13 protein-coding genes are annotated in these 20053 nt (G+C 49.8%); 9 read left to right on the plus strand and 4 right to left on the minus strand.

Going from position 1 to position 20053, the window contains the following annotated elements:
• Positions 1 to 12 precede the first annotated feature (12 nt).
• Both AC6CHQ_RS01390 and AC6CHQ_RS01395 read right to left on the minus strand, forming a co-directional pair.
• Entirely contained in the window at positions 13 to 972 is a 960-nt protein-coding gene (locus tag AC6CHQ_RS01390) for a glycosyltransferase family 2 protein (protein WP_498080618.1), read from the minus strand.
• Entirely contained in the window at positions 969 to 3602 is a 2634-nt protein-coding gene (locus tag AC6CHQ_RS01395; RefSeq protein ID WP_498080619.1) for a YfhO family protein, read from the minus strand. Before AC6CHQ_RS01395 ends, AC6CHQ_RS01390 begins: the two co-directional genes overlap by 4 nt.
• An 82-nt stretch (positions 3603 to 3684) precedes the next feature.
• Between AC6CHQ_RS01395 and AC6CHQ_RS01400 the strand changes: the two genes are divergently transcribed.
• Complete coding sequence (locus AC6CHQ_RS01400; protein ID WP_251239701.1) at positions 3685 to 5766, plus strand: LTA synthase family protein; 2082 nt, start codon at positions 3685 to 3687, stop codon at positions 5764 to 5766.
• Between the two features lie 257 nt (positions 5767 to 6023).
• Here the strand turns inward: AC6CHQ_RS01400 and AC6CHQ_RS01405 are convergent, their stop codons facing one another.
• Complete coding sequence (locus AC6CHQ_RS01405; protein WP_498080620.1) at positions 6024 to 7073, minus strand: acyltransferase family protein; 1050 nt, start codon at positions 7071 to 7073, stop codon at positions 6024 to 6026.
• Between the two features lie 277 nt (positions 7074 to 7350).
• Here AC6CHQ_RS01405 and AC6CHQ_RS01410 point away from each other — a divergent pair, with 277 nt between their 5' ends.
• From AC6CHQ_RS01410 to AC6CHQ_RS01445, 8 genes are all read left to right on the plus strand, one after another.
• Positions 7351 to 8508 (plus strand): polysaccharide pyruvyl transferase family protein, encoded by a 1158-nt coding sequence (locus tag AC6CHQ_RS01410; RefSeq protein WP_092054335.1) that lies wholly within the window; start codon positions 7351 to 7353, stop codon positions 8506 to 8508.
• The gene (locus AC6CHQ_RS01415) at positions 8505 to 9593 is read left to right on the plus strand and encodes a glycosyltransferase (protein ID WP_498080621.1); all 1089 of its coding nucleotides are present in this window, start codon (positions 8505 to 8507) and stop codon (positions 9591 to 9593) included. The genes AC6CHQ_RS01410 and AC6CHQ_RS01415 overlap by 4 nt, the downstream gene beginning before the upstream one ends.
• Positions 9590 to 11095 carry a murein biosynthesis integral membrane protein MurJ gene (murJ, locus tag AC6CHQ_RS01420; RefSeq protein WP_498080622.1) on the plus strand — a complete coding sequence of 502 codons (1506 nt, stop codon included), beginning with the start codon at positions 9590 to 9592 and terminating at the stop codon, positions 11093 to 11095. Before AC6CHQ_RS01415 ends, murJ begins: the two co-directional genes overlap by 4 nt.
• Before the next feature lie 201 nt (positions 11096 to 11296).
• Positions 11297 to 15106, plus strand: coding sequence for a S8 family serine peptidase (locus tag AC6CHQ_RS01425; RefSeq protein WP_498080653.1), 3810 nt, complete (start codon positions 11297 to 11299; stop codon positions 15104 to 15106).
• 206 nt (positions 15107 to 15312) lie between these two features.
• Positions 15313 to 16350 (plus strand): SEC-C domain-containing protein, encoded by a 1038-nt coding sequence (locus AC6CHQ_RS01430; protein ID WP_498080623.1) that lies wholly within the window; start codon positions 15313 to 15315, stop codon positions 16348 to 16350.
• Positions 16351 to 16463: 113 nt separating this feature from the next.
• A complete protein-coding gene (locus AC6CHQ_RS01435; RefSeq protein ID WP_251239707.1) occupies positions 16464 to 17144 on the plus strand; it encodes a hypothetical protein in 681 nt (226 codons plus the stop codon).
• Positions 17145 to 17348: 204 nt separating this feature from the next.
• Complete coding sequence (locus tag AC6CHQ_RS01440; protein WP_251239708.1) at positions 17349 to 18668, plus strand: NAD-dependent malic enzyme; 1320 nt, start codon at positions 17349 to 17351, stop codon at positions 18666 to 18668.
• A gap of 41 nt (positions 18669 to 18709) precedes the next feature.
• On the plus strand, positions 18710 to 19420 hold the full coding sequence (locus AC6CHQ_RS01445; protein WP_498080624.1) for a glucosamine-6-phosphate deaminase: 711 nt from the start codon (positions 18710 to 18712) through the stop codon (positions 19418 to 19420).
• A 54-nt stretch (positions 19421 to 19474) separates the two neighbouring features.
• On the opposite strand, the gene AC6CHQ_RS01450 is transcribed toward AC6CHQ_RS01445, so the two are convergent.
• The gene (locus AC6CHQ_RS01450; protein ID WP_251239710.1) at positions 19475 to 20029 is read right to left on the minus strand and encodes a hypothetical protein; all 555 of its coding nucleotides are present in this window, start codon (positions 20027 to 20029) and stop codon (positions 19475 to 19477) included.
• Between the last annotated feature and the right edge of the window lie 24 nt (positions 20030 to 20053).

Genomic DNA, 20053 nt, shown 5'->3' on the forward strand with positions numbered 1-20053 from the left:
AATCGGATCACTTCATTGTTCAGTAAGGTTTTCACGCGGGTCAGATCCCCTATCTTGCAGTTTCATGTCTTCAATGATGAAATGTGGACGCCGTTTGGTTTCAAAATAAATCCGTCCGATATATTCGCCGATAATTCCCAAAAAGAAAAGCTGAATACCACCTAATAGGAGTACAGAGGAGATGGTCGTGAAGTAACCGGGAACGTCAATCCCTCCAATGACAATCTGAAACAGCATGACCAATACATAAAGCAAGGCAAAGACTGTAATGGTTAGTCCCAGATAAATGGCCATGCGGAGAGGCCGGTTATTAAACGAAAGAACACCGTCGATTCCGTAGTTAAGCAGGCTTCCAAATGACCATTTGCTGCCACCATCTTCTCTGATGACATTATCATAATCAATGACGTATTCTTTAAAACCTATCCAAGAAAAGAGCCCTTTAGAAAATCGGTTATACTCCTGCAGGCTTAAAAGCGCATCTGCAGCATTCCTGCTCAGCAGGCGGAAGTCTCCGATGCCATCTTCAAGTTTCACGTCAATCAATCGATTAATGATTTTATAGTAAAAGGCAGTCAAGACGGAACGCCCACGTGGATCGCCTTTTCTGTTGCGGCGGGCAATCACCTGGTCATACCCCTGGCGATAGGCTGCCACCATCTCGGGAATCAGACTTGGCGGATGTTGCAGGTCAGCATCCATAATAAGGATTGCATCTCCTGTTGCGTATGTGATGCCTGCCAGCATGCCACTTTCTTTCCCGAAGTTCTTGCTGAATGAAATATAATTTGCCCTTACATCCATCCGGCTCAGTTCTTTTAGAATAGAAAGTGTAGCATCCCGGCTCCCATCATTGACGTATACCAGTTCATATTCATAGGGCTCGCCAGCGAGTACCCGTGTGATTTCTTGGTGGAATTGACGAATGACTGCTTCTTCATTGAAGCAGGGAACAACTATGGATAGTTTCAACGTTTTTCAGTCCTTTTTGATTTCCAGAAACGAGCAATAATCAATATTAACAGGGTGGCCAGAGAAATGGCAAGTCCTGTTCTGAAAAGGGGAGTCGTAAAGGTCAGTTCCACCTGATGGTCGCCCTGGCTAACAGGAATGCCCATAAATGCTTGATTAACACGGATGATTTCTGCGGGCTCACCGTCAACTTTTGCTGACCATCCAGGAGAATAGGGGATGGACAAGTAGAGAAGTCCGGCTTCATCGGCATCAATCCGACCACTGACATGACGACCTGCCACTTTTGTTTCGCGGAAGGCAGAAGACTGGGCGAGTTCGGTTGAACGGTCGAATGTCTCGAATGGCTGAAGGTGCACGGTCACATGTGAAATTTCATATTCCCCCGGTGTGAATCCAATATTTATTTTATCATTCGGGGCAAGATACCCCAGGTTAAAAACGATTTCTTCCTTTGGATAGTTATAGACATTCTGATCCCCCAGGTACTGGAAAGAGGACTGATTGACATCTACGATAAACTTTTGCCCATCGGGACGTGTTATTCCAATTTCAACTAGCAGTTCACCGTCCATATCAGGAATCGGATTTGTAAACTGGATGGAATTATACGGGTCCGCTACGACCTTGCCGTCTTGAACCACAATGTGTTCCATATACTGATCCTGTAATGGGAGGTCGACTGACCTGCTTGTGAGAGTGTCAGTGTCGAATCGGGGAAGTTCATGAATTTCCTCTTCCAGGACGGCCGCACGAAGAAGAAGTTCATCACGTTGACCGTATGACAATTGTTCAAAAACATCTTCTGATACAGCTTCCCGGTACAGGAAGCCGATTGGCAACGCATGTTCATTTCGATAAACATTCAATCCGCTTTCCTGATCTTCAAACAGCAGTGAATATCCGTGCAATGGAGGAAGAGTATCCTGGGATGCCACATGATACTTCACTCCCATTGCCTGTTCGATATACATCCGGTTATCAACGTTTTGAAAGAGGCTCGGAGAATTTTGCTGAAGCGTATTGTAGTCTTTTTTCACGAACCGGTGGATATCACCGGAAAGCAGACTGTTATATGCGCTTAAGCCATTATATCCATATACGAGTGGTGCATTTATTTCCTTTTGATCGTTCCATGCCACCCGATAAAAGCTGGTATCAGCCTGTTCTAACCGGTCAAAGAGTCTATGTTCGGATGGGATGCCGTAGTTCGACGATGAAAGGATCCGCTCATGGGCTGCCTTTAATTGATCCGGCTCTCCTACCAATTTTGTGAACATGGCATCGTTCACCATCGCCTGCTGAATAAGGATCGTTGCCATGATTCCGGCAGTAACGATAGACCAAGGTATCCGGGAGCGGAGCAGGAGCAGTGCCGAACCTGCTGCGGCCAGGAAGAGAATAAGCAAATCACCATCAGTCGCAAAGGATCCAACTGTGTATTTTTTCGTTTTTACAATCACGGCAAGAACTAATACGGCCACAGGGACTAACACATACTCTTTCTTCACAGGTTGTTTGTGCAAATGATCAATGATAAAAGAAGTGCAGTATGCGACTGTAAACAACAGTAGGTACAGCCAGCGGTACTGTATGGATGATAACCCATTAAAGAACGAATAGCTGTAAGGAATCAAAGCCATTAAGCTTATTACGAAAACAAAAATTAAAGTCACCCGGACCTGTCTGTGCCGGATAAATAGCCCCGCAGTGAACATGGCGACAATTACAGCAGGGAAGCTTACGAGTAGCCATAAACGTTCTCCGAAAAACAGCAAGTCATACGGCAATGCCTTATAGAAAGCCTCTGAAAAGAAGAATGGAATCTGATGATCATAGTAGAACCGATCGACATTCAGAAAATGATATACGGCCGGTATAAATGTAAATGCCGCAAGTAGGAATCCAATGACATACTGACCGAAAAAACGTCCCAAATGTATGACCAAGCCCCGGAATTTTGGCTTTGCTGTTTCGGAGAAGTATCTGAAAATCACGTAAAGACCTAAATAAATGCTGTTGATGAATGCCAAGTAGAAGTTGGAGCTGATGACGATGAAAATGGTGAGCAGAAACAATCCTCTTTTATTATCGCGGTGGAATCTTTCATATCCCAGCAACAGAAGCGGCAGCCAGATCATTCCGTCGACCATAAAATCATACCGGAGCGAATAAGCTGTAAAATAGACTGAACTGCCATAAACCAGGCTGCCCAGTATGGAAGCAGTGCGTGAGCGCTTTATATAGCGCATCAGATGATAAAAGAAAATCATTGCGAGTGTCAGTTTTGAAATACTGATCCAAAGACGCAGTTCGAAGATATCCGTCAGTCCATCGATATTAAATAGAAGGGCGGTAACCCAGAAAAAAGGAGAGGCTGTATAATAATAAAGAAATTGTCCGAATACGTCTCCCCCCAGCCCGTAATTAAATGACCAGAAGAGGGAGCCGGACTCGATCAGGCGGTCAAGAAAAGGATAGAAAAAAGAAATCTGTTTGACCGAGTCACAACATGCCTCATTGAAATAATTCCCTGAAACGATAAAATAAGAATGTGAAAGCAGTGCGGATGCTATAAACAATAAGTAAATCGGGAGTGTCTGCTTAATAAAAGCTTTAATGTATATCATCTTTTCCTCTTTCTGGTGCAGATTTCAAACGCGCATTGATGGAGATACTATTTGATCGATACATAACAAAAGGAGTTTATCTATGTCGTACGCCAAGCGAATTGCGAAGGTCGTTTTGTTTTATACCAGTGTGGTCATCTACTCAGTGTTCTTTTCATTTGTATTGGAGTGGATAGTGAGAGGAGGAAGACAACAGGCAATGGACTGGGCAGAGGCACGCACCTCCGCTTTTGGTCTTGTCACAGTGTTTCTCATCTCCCTGTTTCTCATGCTGACGGTTTTCAAACGCAAGCTGTTTATCATCATTACTCTGTTGGTGTCCGCGGTACTGCTGATTTTGGCAGTTGTCAATCGGATAAAAATGACGCTTCGCGGAGACCCGCTGATCCCGGCAGATCTTGCACTTGTCTCAGAAGCAAAATCGATGGTCACTTTTCTTGGTGATCGTCCGGGATGGCAACTCGCCGTGGCAGTAATCGTGGCTATTCTTATTATAGTGGGATTGGCATACGGAATCTACCGCATGCCGAAGGGTCCGAAGTGGAGTCCATTCCGCCTAATCGTTGCAGGTGCCGCCGCCTTCTTGTTTTTCTGGATATACAATGAAGAAGTTGAACAGAAGGAATCAAAAATCCGTGAGCGGCTAGGCCTTGAAATCATTCCGTATAATCAGCAATGGAACTACGACCACAACGGTTTTGTCATGGCTTTCACACGGAATATCAAGTGGATGCAGGTAGAGCCGCCTTCCAATTATAAAAAACAGGAAGTAGAGCGCATCATTGAAAAATACAAAGAGGAACCTTACCAGGTGACAGACCGTAAGCCTCATATCATCATGATCATGAGCGAGGCTTTTTGGGATCCTACCCAACTGGACAATGTGGAATTCAACGAAGATCCGCTGCCCAATTTCCATGCGATGCAGGAAGAACACACTTCCGGTACCTTGCTCGTTCCGGTATTCGGGGGTTCCACTGCAAATACAGAGTTTGAATCCATCACCGGTTACTCGATGAACTTCCTGCCTGCCGGCTCTGTGCCATACTTCTTCAATGTGAAAAAGCCGGTTCAGGCTTTGCCTCATATTTTGCGTGAGCAGGGGTACTCAACCACTGCGATCCACTCCTATCACAGCTGGTTTTATGGCAGGAAGGATGTATACAGGAATCTCGGCTTTCAGAATTTCGTCAGCCTGGAGTACATTCCGAAACCGGTAGTGGATTTTATGTATTACAGAGACCGCGAAGCCTTCGATCTGATCATCAATCAAATTCAGGAAGCGGACCAGCCTAACTTTATCCTGAATGTTACGATGCAAAACCACGGTCCGTATGTGGATGATATGAAAAAGCCGTATGCAACAATTGAAGCTGATATGAAAGATGGATCCTTCTCTCCTGCTGCCAAGAATATTCTTGAGTTCTTCAGTGATAACATGGTCCAGATCGACCTGGAGTTGATCCGGCTTATTGAGAACTTGGATGCGGCCGGTGAAGACGTCCTGGTGATGTACTACGGTGATCACAAACCTCTGCTGGGCAACAACTATCAGGTGTATAAGGAAGCCGGATATTTTGAAGATGAAGTGGACTTTGAAAGTTATCAAAAAATCTACACCACTCCGTTTCTTGTATGGGATAACTTCTCGGATCAACGGGAGGACCTCGACCTGTCCACGTCCTTCCTGCCTGCATATGTCCTCCGGCGTGCCGGTCTGGAGGGGACGCATATGACCAATATGCAGAATCACCTCATTGACGAGGGATATGGTTTCCTGCCAAGGGAGGATTATTTGGGGGAGGCGGGCTATCCTAAAGAGAAACTCGAGGAATACGAAATCTTTCAGTATGACTATTTGATGGGAAGGAAATATGATCCGGATGCAAAGGCGTCAGCCGATCCGGACTACCGTCTTGGTTATGCAGATCCGGAAGTGACGGATGTAACCCACCATGGTGTAGATTTGAGGGTAGAAGGAGAAAACTTTACGAGCTCCACCAAGATTTTCATTGACGGAGAGATGCTGCCTACCGAATTCGTCGATGAGCAACTTTTGTTATCGGTATCAGAAGAAGACCTGAAAGGAAAAGACATTGTCCTAAAAGTGCTTGATTCAAATAAGCTTGCATTATTTGAAAGCGAACCGATGAAGATTGAATAATGTTGCTGGTGATGGCCAGCTGCTATCTCTTTTTCCATACCTTGCATCTGATGTTTCCGAGGGCCTGGTTCCTTTCTGGAAAGCTCAGTAAAGTGCAATAAAACCCTGCATTCTTTAACTGAATGCAGGGCTTTTATCGTCTGACATTTCCGGGAGATTTATCACTCACTTATGGTGGTTAATGTTTATTTGGAAGTTAATAAGTGATCATGTAGACCGTTTAAGGAGACGTTGTTTTTTTTCGTCAGCCCTTTTTCTTATCTTACAGGCTGTTCAAGTACTTTAATCCGTCCGGTAAACAATTTGGTAACTCGCGTTCCATAGAACAAGACAGCCCATCCAATTGAGACTGCAATAGTGAAAAATGAGAGTAACAACACATAAGGGACAAAGGAAGCGGTGAATTCAAAGATGACTTGACCGAGAGTCGGGATTACTGCCAGATGGATCAGATAAATAAAGTAAGAAAAGTGGCTGAGTCGAGCCAGCATGGGGGTCGTATTATTGATCTTTCTGAATAAAATAATCATCAGGAAAAACACAGAAACTACAAACAGATAGCTATCATAGCGGTTGCTGGTGACGAAGATATACGTACCACTCATGACATGTTGCATGATGATCCAATAGCCGATAAATGAACCGGCAACGGGAACCAACCAGCTGCGTTCAAGAAATTCAATAACTTTATCGTAATTCCTGCCCAGATAAAAACCGATAACAAAATAAAACAGCCACGCCAAGACAAAGGTTCTGTGGAAAAGGGGATAACTATCCATCATCCATACGTTGTATTCAGGAATCTTATCGAACGAATATTGATGGGCAAACGTCAGTACAAAAGAGAGAATCAATGGGAACCAAGGTCTGATCTTACTGAGTATCCGATTGAGCAGTATATGGAGAAGATAGAACTGAAAAATCACAAGGACGAAATATCCGTGCCAATTTCCCTGCAGAATCGTTTGTTTCATTATCAGTATGAAACGGTCAGTGTCACCGCCACTTTCCATAAATGCGTAGAAGAGCCCGACAAGGATATAAGGAATCAAAATAAAGCGCACACGCTTCAATAAAAATCCCTTTGGAACCCCATCTGTGTAGTTTCTGGAGATCAGCGTCTCAGAAATCAGAATGAAAATTGGTGTAGCCGCCAGCAATATAAAGCGGATAAAGGTAATGTATTTACTGCTTCCGTCCAGGTCGGGATTTGCGATAGAGATGAAATTGGTAATGGAATGGGTCAGCACAACCGCGATACAAGCCAGAGCCCGGACCATATTGATTTCATTTAATTGTGCTTTCAAAACGATCGCCTCATTTCTTAAGCCGGTATAGCCAAATTGTTAAGTCTTGTGAAAGCAACAGATGCTATTCTAACAAAAATACGGACACAGCAACAAAGCAATCGGAGGGAGTGGAGGAAATATGCGGCAAGCAGGTATATCGGTGTCGACGGAATATCTTTGAAGCATGCATCATCTTTCCGGGAACCTTCACAGTGTAGTTCCGTCATTTCAACTGTGTTATAGTTAACAGATAGGATAGAACCGTGAACGAAACATGTATAAAAGGAAGAACAGAATGAGAATCGGCATTGTAGGGAACTACGGCAATAACAATAATGGAGACGAAGCGATCCTCGCCGGGATTATCGAACAGGTGAAGGACTTCTATAAGATCGGGAACGAAGAGATCACCGTCTTCAGCAATAATCCGCCGCAGACTTCAAACCGCTACGGGGTGAAGGCGGCACCGCTGTACTATAAACGCTCGTCGGCGACGATGACGTTCATGGAGACGGTGAAGAAAAATTCGCCGCTTATCCGTGAACTGGATCTGCTCATCATCGGAGGCGGCGGTATTCTGATGGATTTCTACAACCGCGAGGCACAGCTGTTCGGTTCCTACGGTCTGATGGCCAAGTGGAACAAGGTGCCTTACATCATCTATGCGTGCGGAGCGGGGCCGATCAATTCCTCGGTCGGCAAGTGGTTTATCCGAAAGCTGGTGAATGGTGCCGAAAGTGCGTCGGTTCGGGATCCGAAGTCGAAGAAACTGCTGCAGTCAATCGGCGTGACAGCAGAACTCGACATCATCGGCGACCCGTCATTTGCACTGGAAGCGTCGGATCGCAGGCCTTATGGCGGCAGAATCCGCCGGGTCGGCGTGACAGTCGTTCCGTACTACAGTCTGGCATACTGGCCGGAGGCGAATGACGTCAAATACGAAAGCTATGTAAAAGGGATGGCAGATAACCTGGACCGTCTGCTTGAGGGCCGTGATATCCGCCTGACGTTCTTTTCCACAAAGTATCCGCATGATGTCGATGTTTCCGTCGAGATCTGGAACCGGATGAAGCAAAAGGATAAGGTGGATGTCATCGAGGACAATCTGATGCCGGCGGACATCCTCCGCATCAGCGGGCAGCAGGATCTCGTGATTGGCACCCGTCTGCACTCCGTTTACTTGTCACTTAACGCAGGAACGCCGGTCGTCGGTATTGCTTATCACCATAAGGTAAAGGATTTCTTGGATATGGTGAACCTTTCGGACCGCTGCCATAAAATCGATGAACTGGCGAAGGACGACGGTATCCTCCTCCGTGAATTCGAGTCACTCGACAGTGACTGGGATCAGATTGTCGAAGATACACGTGAGCTCAAAAAGAACCTGAAGGCAAGTGCCGACCTTGGCCGAAAGCAATTTACCCAGGTCGGCATGAAGGAGACGGTGAAATGAAGATTCTCGTACTCAGCAACATGTACCCGACACCGGAACATCCGACATACGGCATCTTCGTCCGCAATCAGGTGGACCTTCTGAGGGAGAACGGCTTTGAGGTGGACGTAGCTGCAATTACGGATCCCGGCAAGGGAAAGGCGGCTGCACTCCGGAAATACGGGGCTTGGGCCCTGCAGTCCTCAAGCCGGCTCTTCCGGAATCGTAAGGGTTATACCGTCTCCCATGCCCACTATGCATTTCCGACCGGCCTCTTGTCGCTTCTCGGCAAGAGGCTGTTCGGCGTTCCGTATGTGGTGACGGTCCACGGCGGCGATTTGGACCAGATGGCGAGGAAAAATGTGAAGATCCGCGATCTGACCCAAACCATCCTCCAGGAGGCTGCCCATGTGATAACGGTCGGGGACCGGTTATACAGAGAAGTGACCGATACATATGGGATTCAGGCGGAGCGGGTCACGGTGCTCAGCATGGGTGTAGACACAGACGTGTTCAAACCGACTCCGAAGCAGGAAGCAAGGGAGAAAATCGGAATCGATCCGGACAGGCGTGCGGTCCTTTTCGTCGGGAACGTGATCAGGGCAAAAGGGACGATGGAACTGGCCGAGGCGATGGGGGAGCTCGAAGGAGAAGGGGCTTCACTCTACTATGTCGGTTCGCGGAAAGACAGTGGGTATGTCGAGGAACTCAGACAGCGAATCTCGGAGCTTGGCCTGGAAAATATCCATTTTATCGATCCGCAGCCTCAGGACCGGCTGTCGCTCTGGATGAGTGCATGCGACGTTTTGGCGCTTCCGTCCTACCATGAGGGCTTTGGTTTGGTCGCGCTGGAAGGAATGGCGAGCGGCGTCAGGGTCGTCGGCAGTGATGTCGGCGGACTTTCGGCGCTTCTAGCTGAAGGCCGCGGCATTGCCGTCCCGCCGAAAGATCCGCGGGCCCTTGCCGAAGGGATCAGGGAAGCCCTCGATCCGGGCAGCGACCGCTTTGACCATGAATCGATTCGCCAAGAAGTGGACCATCATTCCAAAAAACGCATCTTGGAGAAGCTGACTGACATCTACCGGGAGGCGGCAGGCAACAGATGAACCGGATTCTAAAGATTATCGGTGCTGTCGCCGTCATTAATATTGTCGCCCGCCTGTTCGGCTTCGCCCGCGAAGTGCTGATCGGGCACCAGTTCGGCACCGGGGCCATTGCGGACAGCATCATCACGGCCTACACGGTGCCGAATTTCATTTATCTGATCGCCGGAGGCGCGCTGACGACTGCATTCATTTCCGTATACCACCGGTCCGGACAGGAGAGGGGGGCCCTGGTCCGGGAGACATTTACCGGAATCAGTGTCTTCATCCTCCTGGTCACTGCGCTTCTCACAATCTTTGCCGGTCCGGTGCTCCGACTGCTGTTCGGCGGCCTGGAAGGGGAAGGGTACGCGCTTGCCCATGAGCTTTATCTCTGGATGATGCCGTCCGCTTTCTTCCTTGTTTTATCGACTTGGCTGAGCGGACTGCTGAATGTCAACGACCGGTTCCAGATGTCGAGCTTCGCGGTGCTCTTATACAATTTCCTGTTTTTCGCCATCCCGTTTACCTTCACAGGGGCATTGGGGGCAGAGTCCTACGGTTACGGTGCGCTCATCGCAGCCGTTCTGATGGCCGGGTTCCTGTTCTGGGGTGTGCGCAGGCTCAAGCTGTATTCATTCCGGCCCAAATGGCCGGCTGGCGGCAGCCAGGGCGCACTGTGGAAGATGGCTCTTCCAATCATGCTGGGCGGGGCGACGCTCCAGTTTTACTTCCTGATTCACCGGATCTATTCGGCCGGGCTGGGGGAAGGGACAGTGGCGGCCGTGAACTACGCGTCGAAACTGACACAGTTCCCGCAGGCCATTTTGATGACTGCAGTGACGACTGTCATTTATCCGCTCCTCAGCAGGAAGATGGGGGAGGGGGATCATGCGGCCGTCAGTTCGGTTTACCGGAAGGGAATCCGTGCGCTGACGCTGCTCGTCATCCCGGCAGCCATCTTCATCTGGTTTTTCGCCGAACCGATGACGCGGCTTGTTTTCGGGCACGGAAGCTTCACGGAAGAATCACTTGCCCTTACAGCGCCGTATGTCCAATTATTCGGCCTGTCGATCTTCTTCATCTCGTTGAATACATATATCACCCGGTTTTACTATGCAGCCGGTAATTCCTTAATTCCGGTCCTATTTTCGGTGCTCGGCGTGTTTCTTGTCAACATCGCCGTAATCCGACTGACCATCGGGGAAATCGGCGGTGCGGCGATTGCATGGGGCACCATTGCGGGGTCCGCATTGAATGCGGGACTTCTCATGGCTTATGCAGCCGGCAAGCTGAATCTGTCGGTAAGGGAAGGCAAAGGGGCGTGGTGGAAACTCCCGGTCATCCTTCTTCTGCTGATCCCTTCAGCGGCAGTGATCCGTTGGCTTTCTGACGGAGCAACCGGCGGTGCTTTCTCGGAGGCAGCCGGTGGTGCGCTGATATTTGGCCTGATCTATCTGGTGCTCCTCAAAGTGTTCGGGTTACCCGAAAGCAAACAAGTGGTGAAGCTGCTGAAAAGAAAATAAGAATGAGAAGAGCCTGATAGTCCTTCGTAGAGCGAAAGACCGTCGGGCTTTTTTCATATGGTCTAATTTACCTACTCCAAATTCTTCTAATAGATTCTTCCGGCATATTCCTGATTTTTGAATATAATGATAAATTCATAATTGCCACTCATTTCATTGGGTGAAATTATGAATTCTTAAGGGGGAAATGACTTGAAAACGATGAAGCGGGCATTGCTTTTGGCACTCGCGTTCGTCCTTTCGTTCAGCACGGCTGCCTTCGCGGCGGTTCCGACGGCTGGAAACGTACCGTCTTCGGGCAAGCTGGCGCTGGAAAAGCCAGCACTGAAGCTGCCTGAACGACTGGCAGATCCGGAAAAGCCGGAAGAAGAGGTGCGGGTCATTGTCGAGCTGAATGAAAAGCCGGCAATCGAGGAAGCGACGAACAAAGGAATCCTTTATAAGGACCTCTCCAAGTTCCAGAAAGAAAGCACACAACAGAAAATCAAACAGGCACAGCAAAATGTGCTGAAGAACGCAAAGGCAAAAGCGCCGAGCATGAAAGTGAAGAACCAGTTCACAACGGTCTTCAACGGCTTCTCGGCTAATATGAAGGCGAAAGAAGTGAAGGCGCTTTCTTCTCTGAACGGCGTCAAAGCCGTTTATGAAGCGGCTGAATATGAACGCCCGGCGGAAAAGCCTGAAATGATTTCTTCCAAGGATTTAGTACAGGCCCAGCGTTTCTGGGAAGAGTACGGATTCAAGGGTGAAGGAATGATCGTCGGTGTCATCGACACTGGCATGGATCCGGATCACCGGGATATGGTTCTTACAGATCCGTCTACAGGTGAGCTGACGAAAGCGGAAGTCCAGAATGAGCTGGCTGCAGGAACCCTGCAGGGCGGGAAGTACTATACGCCAAAAGTTCCGTTCGGCTACAACTATATGGATGAAAACGACATCATCGGTGACATCGCTCCGGATGCTTCCATGCACGGTATGCACGTGGCCGGCACGGTGGGAGCCAACGGTGACGAAGAAAACGGCGGAGTGAAAGGGGTCGCACCTGAAGCCCAGATCCTCGCGCTGAAAGTATTCGGAAACGATCCAAATTACCCGTCGACTTACGGAGATGTATACGTCAAGGCGATGGATGATGCGATCCAGCTCGGCGCTGACGTTTTGAACTTGAGCCTCGGCTCCACGGCAGGTTACGTCGATGAGACAAGCCCTGAACAGCAGGCGGTTTCCCGCGCTGTCGAAAACGGCATTCTGGTCGCTATCTCCGCGGGTAACTCTGCTCTATACGGAGACGGTTACTTCTATAACTATGTGGAAAATCAGGACTATGGCGTAACAGGGTCTCCGAGTGTCTCGAAGGATTCCCTAGGGGTTGCATCGTTCGAAAACGACATGGTCCGTTCGATGAGCTTCGGCTATACGATCGGCAGCGGTGAAGAACAGCGGAGCGGCTATATGCTCGCTAACGATGTGGACCCGCTGGCCCAAGAACAAAAAACATTTGAAATCGTGGATGCCGGCTTCGGGTATCCGGAAGATTTTGAAGGCAAGGACTTCACGGGCAAATACGCCCTTATCTCACGCGGTGATATCGCATTTACGGAAAAAGGACTGAACGCACAGGCGGCAGGAGCCGCGGGCGCCATTATCTACAATAACGCGCCGGGCACAATCAATATGGCATCCGACCCGGCGATCCGCATTCCGTATATGTCGATCCTCCAGTCGGACGGTCTGGCAATGTCTGAGGCGGCAAAAGCCGGCGAGACCGTGTCGGTCACGTTCGACGGTGAATATGCTGATACGCCGAATGCCAATGCAGGACAAATGAGCGACTTCACGTCCTGGGGTCCGACTCCGAATCTGGACTTCAAACCGGAAATCACTGCTCCTGGCGGTAACATCTTCTCGACACTAGAGAACAATCAGTATGGCATCATGAGCGGTACGTCGATGGCGGCACCGCACGTGGCGGGCGGAGCAGCGCTCCTGTTCGAACGCGTCGATGAAGAATTCGGCCTGACTGGCCGTGACCGTTCTGAATTCGCCAAGAAACTCCTCATGAACACGGCCAAGCCGGTCGTATTTGATGAAGAAAACGGCGACTATGTTTCTCCTCGCCGTCAGGGAGCAGGGCTGATGCAGCTGGCAAACGCGCTCCACACAGATGTCGTGGTAACTGACGCAGCGACTGACGAAGCGAAAGTGGCACTGAAGGAAATCAAGAACAACTCGATCACGCTGTCACTGACAGCGGAGAACTTCTCTGATGAAGACAAGACGTACAACGTCTCCACTGCAGTCCAGGCTGACCAGCCGGTCAATGCTGGAGATACGCTCGTGACGGCATCCAACCTTATGGGCTCGATGGTCCTGACGGAAGAAGTGGCGATCGATGCACCTGAAACCGTAACGGTTCCGGCCGGCGGCACAGCATCTATCGAAGTCACAATCGACCTTTCGGATGTGGACGATCTGAAGACGATCTTCACGAACGGCTACTTCGTGGACGGATTTGTCTTCCTGGAAGATCCGAATGAAGAAATCTCCGGCAATGTCCCGCTTTCCGTGCCATTCTTTGGTTTCAACGGTGGTTGGGATGACGCTCCGATCTTTGATTACTTTGCATGGGACGAGCGTACTTACTGGGGCTACACCGCCCTTGCGGATGAGCAGGGCGAGTTTGTCGACGGAGGCGGAAACTTCGATACTGACCGCTTCGGATTCTCTCCGAACGGCGATGGCCTCCGCGACCAGGTAACACCGGTCTACTCGCTGTTCCGTAATGCCAAGCAGATGGAAGTGAATGTCCTTGATGCGGACGGCAAGAAGGTCCGCACGATCCGGACGGCCGCCGATCTCCGCAAGCACTACATCAGCTCCGCTACGGCATTGCCGTACACGTACAGCATGAACTATGCTTGGGACGGCAAGATCAACGGCCAGCCTGCGGAAGACGGCCAGTACTTCATCGAGCTCAAGGCAGTCATCGACTTTGAAGGCGCCGAATGGCAGTCGATCAAGTTCCCTGTGAAAGTGGACACCGCAGCACCTGAAGCCGAGTTCACCTACAATCCGGAAACCGATGTCGTCACTGCCGGCAACTTCACAGATGAAGGAACAGGCGCAGACGTGTGGGAAGTCATCCTGAACGGCGAAACAGTCGAGACGCTGCCGGTCAGCGAAACGACTTTCGAAATTGCAGCGGATGAAGACGATGAGCTGAAAGCGCGTGTATACGACGCAGCCAAGAACGTGAATGAGTATGAGATTTCCACGGAGCCTGCAGAAAAGAACCCGCCGGTCATCTATATCGATGACCCGACCAACTTCTCCGTATACGATACAAATGAAGTGACGGTAAGCGGGCATGTCGAAGATGAATCCGCAGTGTCTTCCGTTACGGTGAACGGGGAAGCGGTATCTGAATTCGACGGCACGAACTTCTCCCACATAATCACGCTGGAAGATGGATTCCAAACAGTGAAGGTGGGCGCGACGGACGAACACGGCAACGAGATGTCCATCGCCCGCAGATTCTTCGTTGATGCGACAGCTGCACAGCTCTCCATCAAGTCGAAGCTTCCTAAAAAGACCGAAGAAGAATCTGTCACTGTCCAGGTACAAGTGAAAGACAACTTCGATGACATCCGACTCTATGTGAATGACAGCGAAGTCTTCGCCAATGACCTGAGCGAACCTTACGGCAGCAAGAACTTCGACCAGACAATCGAAGTGGAAGTTCCACTCGTAGAAGGCAAGTTTGACTACACGTTCAAAGTAGTCGACCTCGGCGGACATGAGACCACTGAGACGGTTACAATCGAACGGAAACCGGCAAAAGGCGAAACTCCTGGACCAGGAAAACCTGACAAACCAGGTAAGCCAGGAAAACCGGGCAAGCCAGAAAAACCAGGTAAACCAGATAAACCAGGAAAACCAGGGAAACCAGGAAAACCTGGGCAGCCGGGCAAGCCGAGCCAGCCGGGAAAACCGGTACTCCACTATTAATTGAAAAAGCGGGCAATCTCTCATCATGGGAGATTGTCTGCTTTTTATTACAAGATGACAGGAATCTCTCAGATGATGAAATAATTGAGAAAAAAATGAAAAATATATCAACGATGTATATGGTACAATTAGAATTAACAAAGACTGACAAAGTGTTCATTTGGTCTACAAATATATGATACAATCTTCATGAATGAGGTGAAGAAATGGCAGAACAGATCAGACGCAACGACCCGTGTCCATGCGGCAGCGGGAAGAAGTACAAAAAATGCCACGGTCTTCTAAACCAGACGAACATCAATCAGCTGATCGATGAAGAGCTTGAACAAGTGATTGGCAGATTTTATTCATTGGTTCCTGTACCGGGCCATGTGAAGCAAAACGCTCAACTATTTGTCGAGTGGGAGCGCAGATTATCCCCGTATTATGACCGGGAGACCATACATAGCCAAGCAGTCGATTACATGTATCTGATTCAAGAACCGGAATTTTGGAGTATGCATGTCCGGAACAGTTCGGAGAAAACGGTACGACCGGGGGTACAGGACGTCTTGTCAGGATGGGAACAGCCTGTCAGTCTTTTCGGCGTAGTCGAGTCGATTAATGAAAGCGCTGTCCGGCTTCGGGATGTGTTTGGCAGCGGGTCTTATACACTGGATATTCCAGAAGACATGGAACTGTCTGTTGGAGAAGCCCTATTTGGCCATTTCCTGAAGGACAACAGAAGGGAAGGCCGGGTCATGCTGATGAATGGCCTCGCATTCCTGGAATCCGGAAATCCGGACGTCCTTCATGCAGTGGAACAGCTCAGGAAAAAGAAGCACCATCTAAATCAAAGAGAATTCCTTAAGCTTTATTCATTGGATCTTTATGAAATGATCGGGCGTGACGAAGCCGTACTTCCTCCGATATCTGATGATGATGAAGACAAGAAGCGGACAGACAATGTCGAAGGAGAATCGGATGTTCTGTCGCTGGTCGGCCAGTTCCTCTCTGAAAATGAAGTGGAATCGACTGGCCTTGAGGAAAAAACCGGCCACTTCCTGGAGCAGGTGAACCCGAAAGCCCGTAAACCTGAGGGCGTGGCAGCCGGGGCGATCCGCTTCGGACAGATGGCCGGATTGCTCGAAGACTTGGATTTGCCGAAGACCAGGATTGCAGAGCATTTTGATGTATCACCTTCCACTGTGCAAAAGTATGCGGATGACATGCTGAAGTTCCATCGCGTTAAAGCTGAAGCGTAATATCCCTTCATGCCCGGCCGGGCGTAAGAACCGGCCGGGCTTTTTGCTTTGCTGTTTCGGCATTTCGGTTATCGGGTACTTTTAAGATACGACCCGAATAGGAGGGAACCGATATGAACCGAGAATCTGATCCGAACAAACGCCCGCTGGAAGACGCCCATTTCGCAGGACAGCCGGAAGCTGCAGGCCCATTCATGGAAACGGGTCGCACCGATCCGCCGTCACCTGAGCTGGATGGGGAATTGACAAGTGCAACGATGCCTTCAGATGCGCTGCTGGAAGATAATCTCCATCCGTCCGAGCAACGCGGTTTCTATAACGCGGAAGACCGTGAGGAAGCCATTAGGGATGGCAGGCTTGAACAAGATGGGCAGATCGGAGATGCACAGACGGAGGAAAGCATTGCTGTGACCGGCGGCGACCGCGATGTTTATGACACGTTCAGGGATTCAGATAACGGAGACAGCGAGGTTGTCGGGATTGAAGACGGCACTGTGAACGCCAGAGGGGCAGACCGTGAACCGGATGAAGGATCTGTCAGCATTGGACCGGACGCAAGGGAATTCAAGGAAGAACACCTGAACAGGAGCGGCAGCAATGCTGCGGCTGATGGAAGGATGCCCGCCGAATTATTGGATGAGAATTTCTATGACGGGGGAGTGCCTTCGCCGGGAGCAGATCCTAACCTTGGACCTGCACCGTTTGGCGAGGAAGTGGAGCCTGTCATCGACAACTACGAGTCAAATATCACACGTGACCGGATTGATGATCGGCACAGAGAGCGATTCCTCTAAAGAAAAGGAAGGCGGCTGCCTGATCCGGCAGCCGGCTTTTTTGCATAAATTAAGCTGATCAGATACATATATTAAAGAATCGGTTGCTGCGGAACTGAAAGGCAGGTAGTGCCAATGAGCTGCCTGTAATGGTTTCGGGTTTACGTTGCGGAGACACAATAGTAAAATGAGTAGGCACTGTCGACCGCAGGAGGGAAAACAACAATGGAATATAGCATCATAAGAAATCTCATCATCGAAATCCCGCAAGTACCGGGGAATTTTGCAAAAGTCGTATCGGTCATCGGTTCTGAACAGGCCGATCTCGGCGATATTGAAACTTTGAAAATCGGAACCAATTCAACCATCCGGGACATTTCTGTCCAGTTTGAGGATGAAGCACATATTGATCGTGTCGTGGAAAAAATCCGCGAGCTAGGCGAGGGGATAACGGTCCATGCCGTCTCGGACGATGTGTTGAAAGCGCATGAAGGCGGAAAGATTCATATGGGCAGCCGCAGGGAAATCCGTTCCCTGGGCGATTTGCGCCGTGTCTATACACCGGGAGTAGCCAACGTCTGCAAAGCAATCGAGAAAGATCCAGAACAGGCCAACTACTTCACAAGCATCGGCAACAGCATCGCCATTGTGACGGATGGCACAGCAATCCTTGGCCTGGGCAATATCGGGCCTGTTGCCGGAATGCCGGTCATGGAAGGGAAAGCCGTCCTGTTTGACCAGTTTGTCGGCATCAGCGGGATACCGATTCTGCTGGACACAAGCGACCCGGATGAAGTGGTCGAGACGATCAAGCATATCCACAAAGGTTACGGCGGTATCCTTTTGGAAGACATCGGTTCCCCGCATTGCTTTGAGATCGAGGACCGGCTGAAGGCTGAGCTCGACATTCCGGTCATGCATGACGATCAGCATGGCACGGCCGTCGTCACGCTTGCAGCCATCCTGTCCGCATGCCGCACTGCCGGAGTGGATCTCGCAAAGGCAAAAGTCGGCCAGATCGGCCTTGGTGCTGCGGGACTTGCCATCTGCCGGATGCTCATGGCCTACGGCGTGGAAGAAATGTATGGCAGCGACTTGAATGAAGACGCGAAAGCCCGTCTTGAAAAAAGCGGCGGGACAGTCGTTGCCTCTGTAGACGAAATCATGGAGAAAAGCGATATCGTAGTCGCGACGACTGGTGTCCAGGGTCTCATCAAGAAAGAACAGGTCAGGAAAGGACAGATCATTCTTGCACTGTCCAATCCTCACCCCGAAATCAAGCCTGATGAAGCGCTTGAGGCAGGGGCGGCATTCGCTGCGGATGGCCGTCTTGTCAATAATGTGCTTGGCTTCCCGGGTATTTTCCGGGGTGCGCTAAACGCAAAAGCGAAGGAGATCAGCTATCCGATGCTGATTGCGGCAGCACAGGCTATCGTGGACAGTACACGCGAGGGCGATCTTGTCCCACATCCGCTTGACCCGAATGTGCACGTAGCTGTCACTGAGGCGGTCGAGCGCGCTGCGAACACTGCGATTGAACAATGAAGATAATCATTTGATCAACTATTATCAAAGGGCGTGAATATATGGCAGACAATATCCGGTACATTAAAGTGGCAGACAAACAGGAAGCGGCATCCGTTGTTCTAGAGCGAATTCGGGAAGAACTGGCAGGCGGACTGAAAGTGCTCGGACTGGCGACGGGGAGCACAATGGAACCAATCTATGCGGCATGGGCATCATCGGAGCTGGACTTTTCCGAAGTGACTTCGTTTAATCTGGACGAATATGTCGGACTCCATGCGGATAACCCCAACAGCTATGCATGGTTTATGGACCATCACCTGTTCAGCAAGAAGCCGTTCAAAGAAACGAACATCCCAGACGGAACTTCGGACAACCTTGAAGAAGAGTGTAAGCAATACGAGGCTAAGCTACGGGATGCAGGCATCGACGTGCAGTTCCTTGGAGTTGGGGAAAACGGCCATATCGCTTTTAATGAACCGGGTACGCCATTCACTTCCATCACCCACGTGACAAAATTGGCCGAATCGACGCTCGGCGTTAACAGCCAGTATTTCGAAGACCGATCCGCTATCCCGGGAACGGCACTGACGATGGGGATCTCTTCAATCCTTTCCGCGAAGAAAATCATTCTGATCGCATTTGGTGAAAAAAAGAGATTTGCCCTTGAACAGCTTACTAAAGGGAAAGAGACAACCGAGTATCCGATTACTGCGTTGCTCGGCCACCGTGACGTGACCATCGTCACAGATCTGGACGGTATCCAACCATAATCATAAAGATCCCGCAATGCAGGGCTGAGCCTGCTTGCGGGATCTTTTTCTATATTAGAGCCTTGTCTGTCCGGGATTATCAATGTCATCCAGGAAATCGTCGAGCGGTTCCTGTTCATCATAGCGGGCCTGGCGTTCTTCATCACTCAGCATATTCACTTCACTGCCATCGTAGCGTCCGGTCGGGTCGCCGTAGACGGCCTCTGTGCCGTAGTCTGCGCGGTTGCCTTCAGTGACATCTTCGACTGCCGGTTCTCCCCCCACGGCTCCCAGCTCAGTAAAGTGGTTGACCGGCTGCTGTTCTGAGTAGCGTGAAGCCCACTCTGCAGTGTCTTTCCGGTCACTGGCAGACTCCCGTCCGATATCAGGCACGGCATCAAGCTGTGCGCCGTTCTGATACTGGTTACGTGACTGATATTCGAATTCACCAGCTGCGTGTTTCCGTTCCTGGTTGTTCCAGTCAGCACTGTCATGATCGTTCTGTGATTGATCTTCCATTTTAGCTTCCCGGCGATCTTTCACATCACCAAAAATCTCCTTTGTCTTGCCGGCCAGTTCTTCCAGGGATTCTTTCGCTTTGTTGACAAACTCGTTGTTGTCCTGTCCCATCCGGAATGCCTCCTCTTTGATTTT

Source organism: Bhargavaea sp. GQ12 (genome assembly GCF_059758705.1).

What these genes read in the sequence shown, in the direction of transcription:
- murJ (WP_498080622.1), top strand. Translation starts at nt 9,590, where the DNA reads ATGAACCGGATTCTAAAGATTATCGGTGCTGTCGCCGTCATTAATATT.
- AC6CHQ_RS01435 (WP_251239707.1), top strand. Translation starts at nt 16,464, where the DNA reads ATGAACCGAGAATCTGATCCGAACAAACGCCCGCTGGAAGACGCCCAT.
- AC6CHQ_RS01430 (WP_498080623.1), top strand. Translation starts at nt 15,313, where the DNA reads ATGGCAGAACAGATCAGACGCAACGACCCGTGTCCATGCGGCAGCGGG.
- AC6CHQ_RS01450 (WP_251239710.1), bottom strand. Translation starts at nt 20,029, where the DNA reads ATGGGACAGGACAACAACGAGTTTGTCAACAAAGCGAAAGAATCCCTG.
- AC6CHQ_RS01395 (WP_498080619.1), bottom strand. Translation starts at nt 3,602, where the DNA reads ATGATATACATTAAAGCTTTTATTAAGCAGACACTCCCGATTTACTTA.
- AC6CHQ_RS01400 (WP_251239701.1), top strand. Translation starts at nt 3,685, where the DNA reads ATGTCGTACGCCAAGCGAATTGCGAAGGTCGTTTTGTTTTATACCAGT.
- AC6CHQ_RS01415 (WP_498080621.1), top strand. Translation starts at nt 8,505, where the DNA reads ATGAAGATTCTCGTACTCAGCAACATGTACCCGACACCGGAACATCCG.
- AC6CHQ_RS01410 (WP_092054335.1), top strand. Translation starts at nt 7,351, where the DNA reads ATGAGAATCGGCATTGTAGGGAACTACGGCAATAACAATAATGGAGAC.
- AC6CHQ_RS01425 (WP_498080653.1), top strand. Translation starts at nt 11,297, where the DNA reads ATGAAGCGGGCATTGCTTTTGGCACTCGCGTTCGTCCTTTCGTTCAGC.
- AC6CHQ_RS01440 (WP_251239708.1), top strand. Translation starts at nt 17,349, where the DNA reads ATGGAATATAGCATCATAAGAAATCTCATCATCGAAATCCCGCAAGTA.
- AC6CHQ_RS01445 (WP_498080624.1), top strand. Translation starts at nt 18,710, where the DNA reads ATGGCAGACAATATCCGGTACATTAAAGTGGCAGACAAACAGGAAGCG.